Annotated in this window: 11 protein-coding genes; 5 read left to right on the top strand and 6 right to left on the bottom strand. The window is 70.9% G+C overall.

All coding sequences use genetic code 11. The features are described from left to right. Positions 1-2: 2 nt before the first annotated feature. The 3 genes from dnaK to E2F48_RS09065 all read right to left on the bottom strand — a co-directional run bounded on the left by dnaK (position 3) and on the right by E2F48_RS09065 (position 5,169). Complete coding sequence (gene dnaK, locus E2F48_RS09075; RefSeq protein ID WP_133403676.1) at positions 3-1,865, bottom strand: molecular chaperone DnaK; 1,863 nt, start codon at positions 1,863-1,865, stop codon at positions 3-5. A gap of 126 nt (positions 1,866-1,991) precedes the next feature. Next, a complete protein-coding gene (locus E2F48_RS09070; protein WP_133404124.1) occupies positions 1,992-2,855 on the bottom strand; it encodes an esterase/lipase family protein in 864 nt (287 codons plus the stop codon). 136 nt (positions 2,856-2,991) lie between these two features. Beyond that, on the bottom strand, positions 2,992-5,169 hold the full coding sequence (locus E2F48_RS09065; RefSeq protein WP_133403675.1) for an MMPL family transporter: 2,178 nt from the start codon (positions 5,167-5,169) through the stop codon (positions 2,992-2,994). A 102-nt stretch (positions 5,170-5,271) separates the two neighbouring features. Here E2F48_RS09065 and E2F48_RS09060 point away from each other — a divergent pair, with 102 nt between their 5' ends. The 5 genes from E2F48_RS09060 to E2F48_RS09040 are packed head-to-tail and all read left to right on the top strand — an operon-like array spanning position 5,272 to position 10,250. Further along, entirely contained in the window at positions 5,272-5,769 is a 498-nt protein-coding gene (locus E2F48_RS09060; RefSeq protein WP_133403674.1) for a MarR family winged helix-turn-helix transcriptional regulator, read from the top strand. Beyond that, positions 5,766-6,563, top strand: coding sequence for a methyltransferase domain-containing protein (locus E2F48_RS09055; protein WP_133403673.1), 798 nt, complete (start codon positions 5,766-5,768; stop codon positions 6,561-6,563). The genes E2F48_RS09060 and E2F48_RS09055 overlap by 4 nt, the downstream gene beginning before the upstream one ends. A gap of 50 nt (positions 6,564-6,613) precedes the next feature. Beyond that, positions 6,614-7,231: a LysE family transporter gene (locus tag E2F48_RS09050; protein WP_133403672.1), complete on the top strand. Its 618-nt coding sequence runs from the start codon at positions 6,614-6,616 to the stop codon at positions 7,229-7,231. Positions 7,232-7,285: 54 nt separating this feature from the next. Then, positions 7,286-9,346 (top strand): aminodeoxychorismate synthase component I, encoded by a 2,061-nt coding sequence (pabB, locus tag E2F48_RS09045; protein ID WP_133403671.1) that lies wholly within the window; start codon positions 7,286-7,288, stop codon positions 9,344-9,346. Positions 9,347-9,374: 28 nt separating this feature from the next. Continuing rightward, positions 9,375-10,250 carry an aminodeoxychorismate lyase gene (locus tag E2F48_RS09040; protein ID WP_133403670.1) on the top strand — a complete coding sequence of 292 codons (876 nt, stop codon included), beginning with the start codon at positions 9,375-9,377 and terminating at the stop codon, positions 10,248-10,250. Between the two features lie 33 nt (positions 10,251-10,283). On the opposite strand, the gene E2F48_RS09035 is transcribed toward E2F48_RS09040, so the two are convergent. The 3 genes from E2F48_RS09035 to E2F48_RS17625 are packed head-to-tail and all read right to left on the bottom strand — an operon-like array spanning position 10,284 to position 13,182. Then, positions 10,284-11,081: an energy-coupling factor transporter transmembrane component T family protein gene (locus E2F48_RS09035; protein WP_133403669.1), complete on the bottom strand. Its 798-nt coding sequence runs from the start codon at positions 11,079-11,081 to the stop codon at positions 10,284-10,286. Next, the gene (locus tag E2F48_RS09030) at positions 11,078-12,571 is read right to left on the bottom strand and encodes an ABC transporter ATP-binding protein (protein ID WP_165968734.1); all 1,494 of its coding nucleotides are present in this window, start codon (positions 12,569-12,571) and stop codon (positions 11,078-11,080) included. Before E2F48_RS09030 ends, E2F48_RS09035 begins: the two co-directional genes overlap by 4 nt. Further along, positions 12,568-13,182, bottom strand: a complete 615-nt coding sequence (locus E2F48_RS17625; RefSeq protein WP_165968733.1) for an ECF transporter S component — start codon at positions 13,180-13,182, stop codon at positions 12,568-12,570. The genes E2F48_RS09030 and E2F48_RS17625 overlap by 4 nt, the downstream gene beginning before the upstream one ends. Between the last annotated feature and the right edge of the window lie 10 nt (positions 13,183-13,192).

Below are 13,192 nucleotides of genomic sequence, written 5' to 3'. Positions count from 1 at the left end.
GGTTACTTCTTCTCTTCGTCGACAACCTCGGCGTCGACGATGTCGTCGTCTTCCGCCGGGGCAGGGCCGGATCCGTCTGCCGATGCACCGGGGCCGCTCTGTCCGTCCTGCTGGGCGGAGGCGTAGATGGCCTCGCCGAGCTTGGACTGGGAAGCCTGCAGTTTCTCGAACGCGGTCTTCACCTCGTCGTCGTTGTCCTGGGACTCGAGCGCCTTCTTGAGGGCGTCGACGTCGGCCTGAACCTCCGTCTTGACCTCTTCGGGCAGCTTGTCCGAGTTGTCGGCGATGAGCTTGTCGACCGAGTAGGCGAGCTGCTCGGCGGCGTTGCGGGTGTCCGCTGCCTCGCGGCGGGCCTTGTCCTCGGCGGCGTGTTCCTCGGCCTCGCGGACCATGCGGTCGATGTCCTCCTTGGAGAGGGAGGATCCACCGGTGATGGTCATGGACTGCTCGGTGCCGGTGCCCTTGTCCTTGGCGGACACGTGCACGATGCCGTTGGCGTCGATGTCGAAGGTGACCTCGACCTGCGGCACTCCGCGCGGGGCCGGCGCGATGCCGGTCAGCTCGAAGGTGCCAAGCGGCTTGTTGTCCCGGGTGAACTCGCGCTCACCCTGGAAGACCTGGATCGCCACGGACGGCTGGTTGTCGTCGGCGGTGGTGAAGGTCTCGGACCGCTTGGTGGGGATGGCGGTGTTGCGCTCGATGAGCTTGGTCATCATGCCGCCCTTGGTCTCGATGCCCAGGGAGAGCGGGGTGACGTCGATCAGCAGGACGTCCTTACGCTCGCCCTTCAGCACACCGGCCTGCAGTGCGGCGCCGACGGCGACGACCTCATCGGGGTTGACGCCCTTGTTGGGCTCCTTGCCGCCGGCGAGTTCCTTGACCAGCTCCGACACCGCGGGCATGCGGGTCGAGCCGCCGACCAGGATGATGTGGTTGATGTCGGAGACCTTGATGCCGGCCTCGGAGATCACGTCGTGGAACGGCTTCTTCGTGCGGTCCAGCAGGTCCTTGGTGAGGTCCTGGAACTTGGCGCGGGAGAGGTGCTCGTCCAGGTGCACCGGGCCTTCCGGGGTGACGGAGAGGTACTGCAGGGAGATGTTCGTGGAGGTGGCCGAGGACAGTTCCTTCTTGGCCTGCTCCGCGGCTTCCTTCAGGCGCTGCAGGGCGATCTTGTCCTTGGACAGGTCGGCACCCTTGGCCTTGGCCTGCGCGAGCAGGAAGTCGACGACGCGCTGGTCCCAGTCGTCGCCGCCGAGGCGGTTGTCACCGGCGGTGGAGCGGACCTGGATGGTGGAGAACTGGTCCTCGTCCTTGCCGACTTCGAGCAGCGAGACGTCGAAGGTTCCGCCGCCGAGGTCGAACACGAGGATGAGCTCGTCTTCCTTGCCCTTGTCCAGGCCGTACGCAAGCGCGGCGGCGGTGGGCTCGTTGACGATGCGCAGCACCTTCAGGCCCGCGATCTCGCCGGCCTCCTTGGTGGCCTGGCGCTCGGCGTCGTTGAAGTACGCGGGAACGGTGATGACGGCGTCGGTCACCTTCTCGCCGAGGTAGGACTCGGCGTCGGTCTTCAGCTTCTGGAGGATGCGGGCCGAGATCTCCTGGGCGGTGTACTTCTTGTCGTCGACGGGGATGGACCAGTCGGTGCCCATGTGGCGCTTGACCGACGCGATGGTGCGGTCGATGTTGTTGACGGCCTGGCGCTTGGCGATCTCACCGACCAGCACCTCACCGGCCTTGGAGAACGCAACGATGGAGGGCGTGGTGCGCGCACCCTCGGCGTTCGCAATAACGGTGGGCTCGCCGCCTTCGAGGACTGAAACAACTGAGTTGGTGGTTCCGAGGTCAATGCCTACTGCACGTGACATGCAAGTTTCCTTTCGACAGCCCGGGAATGTGCTGGCGCTCAACCGCCGGGCTCGTAGATTGAGCGTTCTGCACTCAACTGTACTCCGCCCTCATCGAGAGTCAAACCAAAGTTGAGCCTGCCGTGCTCAACTTCGAAATATTGGGAAACATTCCGGCTGGTACAGGGGGCTCGCGGGCCCCCTGGAGGCCAGGGCGTGGCTGACCAGCTGGTGCACCACCGGGTCGTTGGGCGCCTGGTCGTGCTCGATCGGATCGAGGGGGCACTTGTCCTGGAGGGTGATGTTGGTGACCTGCCGGGCCGGCCCGCTGAGGAACTGGCTCGGATAGGGAGTCACGACCTCGTCGTACTTCGTGGAGAGCACCGTGTAGGACGGCCCGTTGACCGTGTCACCGATCGAGTTCAGCTGCGTGAGGAAGGCCGACCCGGCCTCCTGGTCCGCGCACGCCTGGCAAAGGAAGCCCGAGTCGCCGGTGCCCAGGGGGACCTGGTCCGGCGTCGGCGCGATCACGCCTTCGGTGCCGTGGTTGGACGGGGCAATCCCGACGAGGTGGTTGACCTTCTTCGCTCCGCCGAGGAACCCGAGGTAGTACCGCGGCATCATTCCGCCCTGGCTGTGCCCGACGATGTCCACCTGCTGGGCCCCGGTGGCGCCCAGCACCCCGTCGATGAAAGACGCGAGCTCCCCTGCGGACTCGGCGATGGGGCCGGTGGCGTCGACGCCGTTGGTGGTGCCGTAGTTGAGGGCGAAGACGCAGTAGCCCTCGGCCGCCAGGCGGGGCGAGAGCGTCGACCAGTTCTTCGCCATGCTCTTAAAGGTGCCCGGAACCAGCACCACAGGCCGCGGGTGCTCGGCGCTGGGTTTGCAGGACCAGTCGTTGGCTCCGGGCGGGGCGATGTCCGTAGTGTCGGCCGACGCGGGCGCTCCCCCGGAAAGGCTGGTTGCGGCGAGGGCGACGGCGGCCAGGGCGGTTCGAAAGCGGAAGGACATGGCGGAGGACCTCTTCGTGTCGGCGCGGGCCCGGAAGGGCATGGACTCCGCCAACGCTAAGCCTACTTAGCAGTTTGGGCAATGCCTCCACCCCGCCCCGCCCGCCGGCCGGCCGGCCCGCCGCGGGTGGCCGCGCTCAGGCGCGGTGGGCTGCCACCTCGCGGTGCTCGTGCTCCTCGGCGTCGGGCCCGGCGGCGCGGTGGGCCGGCACCTGGCCCTTGGCCAGCGCGGAGGGCCACCAGATGCGCGGGCCCAGGTCGTAGGCGAGCGCCGGCACCAGCAGCGAGCGCACCAGGATGGTGTCGAGCAGCACGCCGAAGGCGACGATGAAGGCGATCTGCGCGAGGAACAGGATCGGGATGACGCCCAGGGCTGCGAAGGTCGCCGCCAGCACCACCCCCGCGGAGGTGATCACTCCGCCGGTCACGCCCAGCCCGCGCAGGATTCCGGGGCGGGTGCCCAGCCGCAGCGACTCCTCGCGGACCCGGGTCATGAGGAAGATGTTGTAATCCACCCCGAGCGCCACGAGGAACACGAAGCCGAACAGCGGCACGGAGGCGTCGGCTCCTTCGAAGCCGAGCAGGTTGTTGAAGACCAGCGCCGAGACGCCCAGGGCCGTGGCATAGGAGAGAACGACGCTCAGGATCAGCAGCACCGGTGCCACGACCGCGCGCAGCAGAAGCATCAGGACCACCAGGATGACGGCGAGGACGATGGGGATGATCTTGCCAAGGTCGGCCAGCGCCGTGTCGTTGGTGTCGACGGCGATCGCGGTCACGCCTCCGACCAGGGAGTCGGGGCTCTGCTGTTCAAGCTCGGCGCGGAGGTTCCGCACGACGTTCTCGGCGTCCTCGGAATCGGCCTGGAACTGCAGCGTGCCGCTGATCAGCACGCGGCCGTCGTTCACCTCGACGGCTCCCGCGGGGTCGGTGGCGAGGGCCGCCTCGGAGATGCCGGGGGTGTCCCCGACGATGTCGAGCACACGGTCCTGGTCCTCCTCGGGGGCAATCACGGCGATCGGGCTGCCGGCGCCGGCGTCGAAGTGGCGGCCCAGGGCCTCCTGACCGTCGACGGCGTTGGAGGATGTCAGGATCAGTTCCGACTGCGGGACGCCGCTGGCCTGCAGTTGGGTGAGGCCGAGCGCTCCGGCCCCCAGGATGACCAGGGATGCGATCCAGACGGCGCGGTACCGGCGGGCCACCAGGACGGCGACTGCCCGCCACAGCCCGCGCAGGCCCTCGGTGCCCGCGGGGCCGCCGGTCGAGGCGTTCCGGGCGCTGGCTCCCACCTTCGGCCGCAGCGGCCAGAAGGCGGCGCGGCCGAAGATCAGCAGCAGGGCCGGGAGCAGGCTCAGCGCGGCGGCGAGGGAGAAGACGATGCCGATGGCGGCGATGGGCCCGAGGCTGCGGTTCGAGTTGAGGTCGGAGAAGAGAAGGCACAGCAGCCCCAGGATGACCGTGGCCGCGGAGGCCGCAATGGGCTCAACGGATCCGCGGTAGGCCCGCTTCATGGCCTCCCAGGTGGACTGCACCTCCCCCAGGCTCTCCCGGAAACGGGCCACCAACAGCAGGGCGTAGTCGGTCGCGGCGCCGATCACGAGGATGGAGAGGATGCCCTGACTCTGACCGCTGAGCTGGATCCAGTCCCACTTGGCGAAGGCGAACACCACGAGGATCGAGGTGGCCAGGGCGAACACCGAGGTCAGCAGGACAAGGAACGGCAGCACCAGGGAGCGATAGACGCCGAGCAGGATGAGGAACACGCAACCCAGCGCCACGCCGAGCAGGATCCCGTCGATGCCGCCGAAGGCGCTGACCAGGTCCGCGGTGAACCCCGCCGGCCCGGTGACGTAGCCGGTGGCGCCGTCGGGCAGCTCCGCGTTGAGCACCTCCCGCAGCCCGGCGACCACCTCGCCCAGTTCGGCGTCGGCCGAGACGAAGGCGAGGTACTGCACGGCGCGGAGATCCTCCGCCGGGATGGGCCCGACGACGGTGGGGCCGCCGCCGGCCGGAGCCTCGAGGCCCTCGACCTCGGCGAGCTGCCCCGCGACGGCGGCGTAGGCGCCGAGCTCACCGGGCGCGATGTCCTGCGTGGACTCGGCGACGATCACGGCCGGCACCGCATCGGAGTCCCGGAACTGCTCCTCGAACTCGCCGGCGGCCGTGGACTCGGCGCTTGCGGGCAGGAAGGCCGCCTGGTCATTGCTCGAAACCTCCTCGAGCCGGCCGAAGGTGGGACCGCCGAAGCCGGCTCCCACCAGCCAGACCAGGACGATGAGGGCCGGGAGCAGGACGCGCAGCCAGGTGCTTTTCATGATGGGCCTTCCAAAGTGATTATCTCTGCCGTCGAGTATATCCATGATGGAGATAAATGCGGAAGGGGCCTAGAGTAGGAAATAGGGAAGGGAGGGGTAACAGTGGGCAAGGACAACCGGGCGGCCATCCTGAGGCTCCTGCAGCAGTTCACCGCCGAGACCGAACGCTATGTCGACGTGGTCAGCACCAAGGACGCCCTGCATCGGACCGACCTCCACGCCCTGGGTATTCTCGTTGGAGCGGCCCAATCGGGCACGACCGTCACTCCGGGCAGGCTCCGCGAGGAACTGAACCTTAGCTCCCCCGCGACAACGGCCCTGATCGACCGGCTCACCAGCGCCGGGCACGTCACCCGCGCCCGCAGCGACATCGACCGCCGGCAGGTGCATCTGGAGATGACCGAGAAGGCACAGGCGGCCGGGTCACGGCTCTTCGCCCCCCTCGCCGAGCACATCTCGGCGGCGCTCGACGAGTTCAGCGACGACGAGCTCGCCCTGCTCACCACCATGCTGGAGCGCATCACCGCGGCAACGATTACTGCGAAGAATGACGCCGGGAGGCTGCCCGGTCCGGGACCGGGCGCTACCCTCGGACCATGAACAGCGAGGTGTACTCCCATGGCCACCACCCGAGCGTCACCCAGGCACACGCAACCCGCACCCTCGCGGATTCAGGCGCCTACCTGATCGGGCATCTTCGTCCGGGCATGGACGTGCTCGATGTGGGCTGCGGGCCCGGAAGCATCACCGCCGACCTGGCGCGCGCCGTCGCCCCCGGCACCGTGACGGGCCTCGACCGCTCACCGGAGGTGGTGGCCGAGGCCGCCGGCCTCGCCGCGGACCTGCCCAACGTGCGCTTCCAGACCGGAAACGTCTACGACCTCGACTTCCCCGATGAGAGCTTCGACCTGGTGCATGCCCATCAGGTCCTGCACCACCTTGCCGATCCGGTGGCGGCCCTGCGCGAGATGCGCCGGGTCGCCCGCCCCGGCGGGCTCGTGGCGGTGCGCGACGCCGACTACGCCGCCATGAGCTGGTACCCCCGGCTTCCCGAGCTGGACGAGTGGATGGAGCTCTACCAGCGGATCGCCCGCGGCAACGGCGCCGAACCCGACGCCGGACGCCGCCTGCTCGGCTGGGCGCAGGACGCCGGGTTCCAGGACGTCGAGGTCTCCTCCTCGAACTGGCTCTACGCCACCGACGAACGCCGCCGCGCGCACTCGGAGTCCTGGGCCGCACGGGTGCTTCACTCGGCGTTCGCCGACCAGGCGCTGGAAAGGGGACTTGCGGACCGGGACGACCTGGAACGCATCTCGGCCGGGTGGCTTGCCTGGGGGCGCGCGCCGGAGGCCACCTTCCTGATGCCGAGCACGGAGATCCTCGCCCGGCCCTGACCCTGGGCCCGAAGGCGGGGCCGGCAGCGGCCAGGAATTACTATGAACAGGTGAACCCCTCGGTCTGGCTTGCGCTCCTGGGCGCCGGCACCCTCATCAGCTTCACCCCCGGCGCCGGCGCGGTGAACACCATGAGCAACGCGCTCACCGTCGGCTTCCGGCGGGCGATCTGGGGCATCGCCGGCCAGCAGGCCGCACTCCTGATCCACATTCTCGTTGTGGCGGCCGGGCTCGGGCTGCTCGTCGCCAGCTCCCCGGTGGCCTTCAGCATCATCCGCTATGCGGGTTCTGCGTACCTGATCTATCTGGGCGTCCGGAAGTTCCTGGCGGCACCGGAGCCCGAGGAAGCCGCCTCCGCCCGCAGCCTCGAGGGCCCGCTCTCCATGTTCCGGCGCGGGCTGTGGGTGAACCTGCTCAATCCAAAGGCGGTCGTCTTCTTCCTGGCGTTCATCCCGCAGTTCATCGAACCCCAGAAGCCGCTGCTGGGCCAGTACGGCGTGCTGGCGGGAACGGTTGTGGCCATCGACGTGCTGGTGATGTGGTTCTTCTACGCCGCCGCGGCACGCTCCTTCCAGCGCTACACGCGCAGCCACCGCGGGCAGAAGGCCCTCAACCGGGTCTTCGGCTCGCTTTTCGTCACCGTGGGAGTGCTCCTTGCCTTCGCCTGATGCCCCTCCCTTCACCCTCCCCCGCCGGCTCTCCGGCACCCGGTGGAAGTAGCAATGGAAGCCCATTCCGGCCGGGCCGGCGTCCCCCTCATCCTCGCCGTGGACGGGCGTTCCGGCGCGGGCAAGACCACCCTGGCCGTGGAACTCGCGGCGCTGCTGCGCGAACACCACCGCGTGAGCCTGTTCCACCTCGAGGAGATCTACCCCGGCTGGGACGGACTCGCCGGCGGCCTGGCCCGCTACGTCGAGTCGGTCCTGCGGCCCCTGGCCGCCGGGGGCACGGCCACCTGGCACGCCTGGGACTGGGAGCGCGGAACCGACGGTCCGCTGCGGCGCACCGAACCGGCCGAGATCGTTCTGGTGGAGGGGGTCGGGGCCTCCTGCGCCGCCGCCCGGCCCTACCTCGACGCCGCCCTGTGGGTCGAAGCGCCCGACGACGTCCGCCGCACCAGCGCCCTCACCCGGGACGGCGACACCTTCGCCCCGTTCTGGCAGCGCTGGGCCGAGCAGGAACTCGCCTGGCTCGCCCAGGATGACCCGGCCGGCAACGCGGACCTTATCGTCCAGGGCCACCGGGGCCTCGGCACCCCGCACGAGGTCCGGCTGGCCCTGTCCGGGCTGCCGCGGTGGGCGGCCCCCATGTCACCCGAGCGCGCGGGGCGCCGCGGCCTGCAGGTCCATGCCGAGCGCCTCGAGCACGAGCCCTCGACCCCGGAGGTGTTCGCCGGGCTGTATGGCTCCTCGCCCTCGGCGGTGTGGCTCGACAGCTCCGACGCCGCGGAAACCACCGCCCCGGAGCGCAGCCGGTTCACCATCCTGGCCGACGACGGCGGCCGGTACGGCCAGTCGGTCCGCCACCGCGCCGGCCTCACCGAGGTCACCGCGGGCGCCGTCACCGCCCGCATCCCCGGGCAGTTCTTCCGCTGGCTCGACGGTGTCTGGGGCCGCGGCAGCATGCGCGCCCCCGCCGGCTATGAGTGCGGCTTCGCCCTCGGCTGGCTGGGCTACCTCGGCTACGAACTGAAGCGGGAGACCGGAGGGGCGTCCCTGCCGGCGGCTCCGCTTCCCGACGCGGCCCTGATTTTCGCCGGGCGCGCCGTCGTCGTCGACCATCAGCAGCAGTGCACCTTCCTGCTCACCCTCGGCGACGGCACGGCCGACCCGGAGTGCGGACGCTGGCTCGACACCGCCCGGGTCGCGGTGCTCGGCGCCCCGGCGCCGGGAAGCCGCGCCACCCGCAACCCCGCGCCGCCCCGGCCGTCCCCCGTCTTCACCGCCCGCGACACCCGGGCCGGGTATCTCGGCAAGATCAAGGAATCCCAGGCAGAGATCGGGGAGGGCAACACCTATGAAGTCTGCCTGACCACGGCGCTGGAGGCCCGGCTGGAGGGCACCGTCAACCCTTTGCCGCTGTACCTGGCGCTGCGGGAGGCCAACCCCGCGCCCTTCGCCCACCTGCTGCGCTTCCCCGGCGCCGTGCTCGCCAGCACCTCCCCCGAGCGGTTCCTGCGGCTCGACGCCGACGGGTTCCTCCGCGCCGAGCCCATCAAGGGCACCCGGCGCCGCTCCGCCGACCCGGTCGAGGACGAGGCCCTCCGGCGGGACCTCGCCGCGTCGCTGAAGGACCGCGCGGAGAACATCATGATCGTCGACCTGCTGCGCAACGACCTCTCGCACTTCGCCGTCCCGGGCTCCGTGACGGTCAGCCGGCTGTGCGCCATCGAAAGCTACGCCACCGTGCACCAGATGGTCAGCACCATCGACGCCCGGCTGCGGCCGGGATCCTCACGCGCGGAGGCCGTCTCCGCGGCCTTCCCGGCCGGGTCGATGACCGGGGCACCGAAGATCAGCACCATGGCCCTCCTCGACCGCCTCGAAAATGCTCCGCGGGGCGCCTATTCCGGGGCGGCCGGCTACTTCTCCCTGACCGGCGCGGCGGACCTCGCCGTCGTCATCCGCACCCTGGTCCTCGAGGACGACGACGGAGCCACCCGGGTCTCGCTCGGCGTCGGCGGGGCGATCACCGCCGACTCCGTGCCCGCGGAGGAATGGGAGGAAGTGCGCACCAAGGCCTTCGGCGTGCTGTCGGCCCTCGGGTCCCGCTTCCCCGACTGAGGCCGGTCGCGGTCGTTATGCTGGCGGCATGACAGTTCTGGTGTTCCTTGATTCAGCCTTCGAGCAGGGCCGTGTCGTCGATGCGTCCCGGCCCCAGCTCATGGCCACCGACCAGGGGGCGACGCGCGGCGACGGCGTCTTCGAATCCCTGCTCGCCGTCGACGGAGGCGTCCGCAAGGAACAGGCCCACCTTGCACGGCTGGCGTCGTCGGCCGGAGCCCTGCGCCTGGAGATTCCCGACGCGGAAGCGTGGAGCCGGGCCATCCGCACCGCGCTCACCGAGTACGCCGCCTCGACCCCCGACCGGCCCGAGGCCGTGGTGAAGCTGATCGCCACCCGCGGGGTCGAGGGCGCAGGGCCCACGGCCTGGGTCGCCGTCTCCCCCGTCCCGGCCGCCACGCGCCGCCAGCGGGAGACCGGCGTTGCAGTGCTGCTGCTCGACCGCGGCTACGACAGCACCGTCGCCCAGCGGGCGCCCTGGCTGCTGCTGGGCGCCAAGACCCTCTCCTACGCGGTGAACATGGCGGCCATCCGCCATGCGAAGGAACACGGCGCCGACGACGTCATCTTCACCTCCTCGGACGGGAAGGTCCTCGAGGGTCCCACCTCCACGGTGCTGACCGCCCGCCACCGCGGCGGCGTCAAGACGCTCGTGACGCCCCAGCTTGAGAGCGGAATCCTGCCCGGAACTTCCCAGGGGGCGCTGTTCAAGGCGGCTGCCGAGGCCGGCTGGCAGCTCGGCTACGGCCCGCTGGAGCCCAAGGACCTCCTGGAAGCCGACGCCGTCTGGCTGATCTCGAGCATCCGGCTGCTGACGCCGGTGACGGCGATCGACGGTGCGGCCATCCCCACGGCGCCGGAGCTCACCGCCGAACTCGCCGCGCTGGTCGACCGGTTCCTCTGACCCCGGCTTAGGCCTCCTGGCCCCTAGCCGGCGTCAGGTGAGAAGCAGGTTCCAGGTCCCGGCCGCCACCGCGGCGGTCACCGCGGCCGCGGCAAGCGCGGCACCTGCGGTGGCAACCCAGAGATCGACGGCACTGAAGGTGCTCTCCCGCGCCCAGGTCCGCGGCCCGGCACCGAAGCCGCGGGCCTCCATGGCCACGGCCAGCCGGGTGGCCCGGCGGATCGCCTGGACGAGGAGCCCGAAGGACTGCCCAAGGAAGTCCCGCACGCGGGCGATGGGGCTCCCATCCGGTCCGGCGCCGCGGGCGTGGCGGGCCAAACCGAGCATGCGCCACTGATCGAGCAGGAGACCGGCGAGCCGCATCGCGGTCAGCGCGCTCAAGACGAACCGGTGCGGCAGGCGCAGCTTCTGGCCCAGGGCATCGGCGAGGTCGGTCGGGTCGGTGGAGAGCAGGAGGAAAATGCCCGGCAGGGCCACGGCCAGGCCGCGCAGAGCCACCGCGATGCCAGCGCCCACGGAGCCCTCGGTGAAGAGGAAGGGCCCCGCGTCAAGCAGCACGCGTCCCGTCTTCTCGGCCAGCAGCGCCGTGCCATACCCGCCTATCGCCGCCGCGGCCACCAGCGGCCAGATCCGCAGCAGCAGCTTTCGGGGACTGACCCCCAGCAGGGGCATCAGCAGCAGTTCCCCGGAGAGCACGACGGCGGCGCTGACCCAGTCGATGCTGAGAATGACGGCCACCGTCACGATTCCCGCGGCGAACAGCTTCGAGAGCGGGTTGGCCCGCATCAGCACCGCCCCGCTGAGAACGGGCGCCGAGAGGTCCGCGCTCATGCCGCCGCCGTCAGCCCGGCGCTGCCGGCCCGCACTTCGAGGATGCCGCCGCCGAGGGCCCGGGTGAAGTCGTCGTCGTGGGTCACCGAGACCACGCTGCGGCCCTCCGCGACGAGGCCGCGCAGCAGGCCCACGAGTTCGGCCCAGGTCCCGGCGTCCTGGCCGAACGTCGGCTCATCGAGCACCAGGACAGCGGGTCGGGTGGCGAGCACGGTCGCCACCGACAGCCTCCGTTTCTCCCCGCCGGAGAGCGTGAACGGGTTGGCGCGCAGCAGGTGGGTCAGCCGCAGCCGCTCGGCCAGGGCCTCGATCCGGGGACCGTATTCGGCGGCGGGGAGGCGGGCCGAGCGCGGCCCGAACTCAAGCTCCTGCGCGACGGTGCCTGTGAGGAACTGGTGCTCGGGGTCCTGGAAGACGGAACCGATGCGCTGCACCAGCCGGGCGGACTTCCACCGCGCCGGGTCCGCCCCGGCGCCGCGGGCCAGCGTATCGGCGGCCGTGACGGTTCCGGCGCGGGCGCGCAGCAGGCCGGCGAGGGTCAGCGCCAGCGTGGACTTGCCCGACCCGTTCGCCCCGACAATGCTGAGCGCCGAGCCCTCCGGCAGGGACAGCTCGACGCCCTTAAGGACGGCCGGGCCCCGCCGGGTGCGCGCCACGGAGAGCCCGCGGGCGGCCAGCAGTTCCGGTCCGGGCGTCCGTGTTCCTGGTGCCTCCGCCAGCGGTGGACACCAGCCGGGAATCCAGACCCCGGCCGCGGCGAGCACCGAGCGGGTGGCCGGGTCTCCCAGCACCGCTGCGGGCGGGCCGTCGGCGAGGATGCCGCCGCCGGAGCCAAGGACAATCACCCGGTCGACGACGTCCGCCCATACCGCCACCCGGTGTTCGACGACGACCAGGGTCGCGTGCGTGCGATCGAGGATGCGCACGACCGCGTCGCGCACCTCGGTGACGCCCTGCGGGTCGAGGTTGGCCGTCGGCTCGTCGAGGAGCAGCAGCCCCGGGCGCATGGCGAGCACCGCCGCGAGGGCGAGGCGCTGTTTCTGCCCTCCCGAGAGCGCGGAGGTGGAGCGGTCGAGCGGAACATCGAGTCCGACGTCGTCGAGGGTTTCCCGGACGCGCCGCCAGATCTCCGGGGGCGGCACCGAGAGGTTCTCGGCCCCGAAGGCCACCTCGTCGCCGACCCGGGCGAGCACGATCTGGGAGTCCGGGTCCTGCAGCACCAGCCCGGCCCGGCCGCGGCGGGCGGCGGGCGGTTCGCCGTCGAGCAGGATCCTGCCCTCCTGTTCGCCCTCCTCGGCGTCGCCCAGGACTCCGGCTAGCGCGGAGAGCAGAGTCGACTTGCCCGAGCCCGAGGCGCCCAGCAGCAGCACCCGTTCGCCGGGTTCGATGTGCAGGTCGACGCCCCGCACCGCGAAGCCCGGCCGCCCGGCGTGCCGCCACCCCCACCCCTCGGCGGTGGCGGCAACCGGGCGGGTGGAGCCGGCGGTCACCGGTCCGCCGCGCGCCCGGCGGCGAAGGAGGAAAGCACCCCGGTCTTCGCCAGCCCGCGCACGGCAAGCCAGGACAGCAGTCCGGCAACGAGGACGCCCGACACCGAGGCGAACAGCACGTACAACAGCTGGTACTCCACGGACCAGAGGGCGTTGTAGAGGATGTTCTCGCTCACGGCCAGGGCGATGCCGGCACCGAGCCCCGCCAGCAGTGCCACGCCGAGGTTCCACTTCCGGTACAGGAAGAGCAGGAACACCAGTTCCGCCCCGAGGCCCTGAAGGAATCCCGAGAGCAGCACCGACAGCCCGAACTGGGTGCCGAGCAGGGCCGACACCGCGGCGGCGAGGACCTCGCAGTAGATGGCAGCGCCCGGCTTGCGGATGATCAGGCCGCCGAGCACCCCGGCGATCAGCCAGCCGCCGGTGTAGAGGCCGGTGAGCGGCGGGAAGGCGCCGGTCAGCAGTTGGACGCCGCTGTAGCCGGCGGACCAGGCGAAGAAGATGACGCCGACGGCGACGGCGAGGACCGACGCGACGACGATGTCGACGACGCGCCATTGGAAGCGGCGCGGGGACGTGCCCGTGCCGGTGGTGGCCTTGGTGAGAGCCATGGTGAAATCC

The sequence above is a fragment of the Arthrobacter crusticola genome (assembly GCF_004357995.1).
GTDB lineage: Bacteria > Actinomycetota > Actinomycetes > Actinomycetales > Micrococcaceae > Arthrobacter_D > Arthrobacter_D crusticola.
This window is presented reverse-complemented; position numbering and strand designations above follow the sequence as displayed.

Coding starts and splice junctions, on each gene's coding strand:
- E2F48_RS09065 (WP_133403675.1), bottom strand. CDS start 5,169: ATGAAAAGCACCTGGCTGCGCGTCCTGCTCCCGGCCCTCATCGTCCTG.
- E2F48_RS09035 (WP_133403669.1), bottom strand. CDS start 11,081: ATGAGCGCGGACCTCTCGGCGCCCGTTCTCAGCGGGGCGGTGCTGATG.
- pabB (WP_133403671.1), top strand. CDS start 7,286: ATGGAAGCCCATTCCGGCCGGGCCGGCGTCCCCCTCATCCTCGCCGTG.
- E2F48_RS09055 (WP_133403673.1), top strand. CDS start 5,766: ATGAACAGCGAGGTGTACTCCCATGGCCACCACCCGAGCGTCACCCAG.
- E2F48_RS09040 (WP_133403670.1), top strand. CDS start 9,375: ATGACAGTTCTGGTGTTCCTTGATTCAGCCTTCGAGCAGGGCCGTGTC.
- E2F48_RS09070 (WP_133404124.1), bottom strand. CDS start 2,855: ATGTCCTTCCGCTTTCGAACCGCCCTGGCCGCCGTCGCCCTCGCCGCA.
- E2F48_RS17625 (WP_165968733.1), bottom strand. CDS start 13,182: ATGGCTCTCACCAAGGCCACCACCGGCACGGGCACGTCCCCGCGCCGC.
- dnaK (WP_133403676.1), bottom strand. CDS start 1,865: ATGTCACGTGCAGTAGGCATTGACCTCGGAACCACCAACTCAGTTGTT.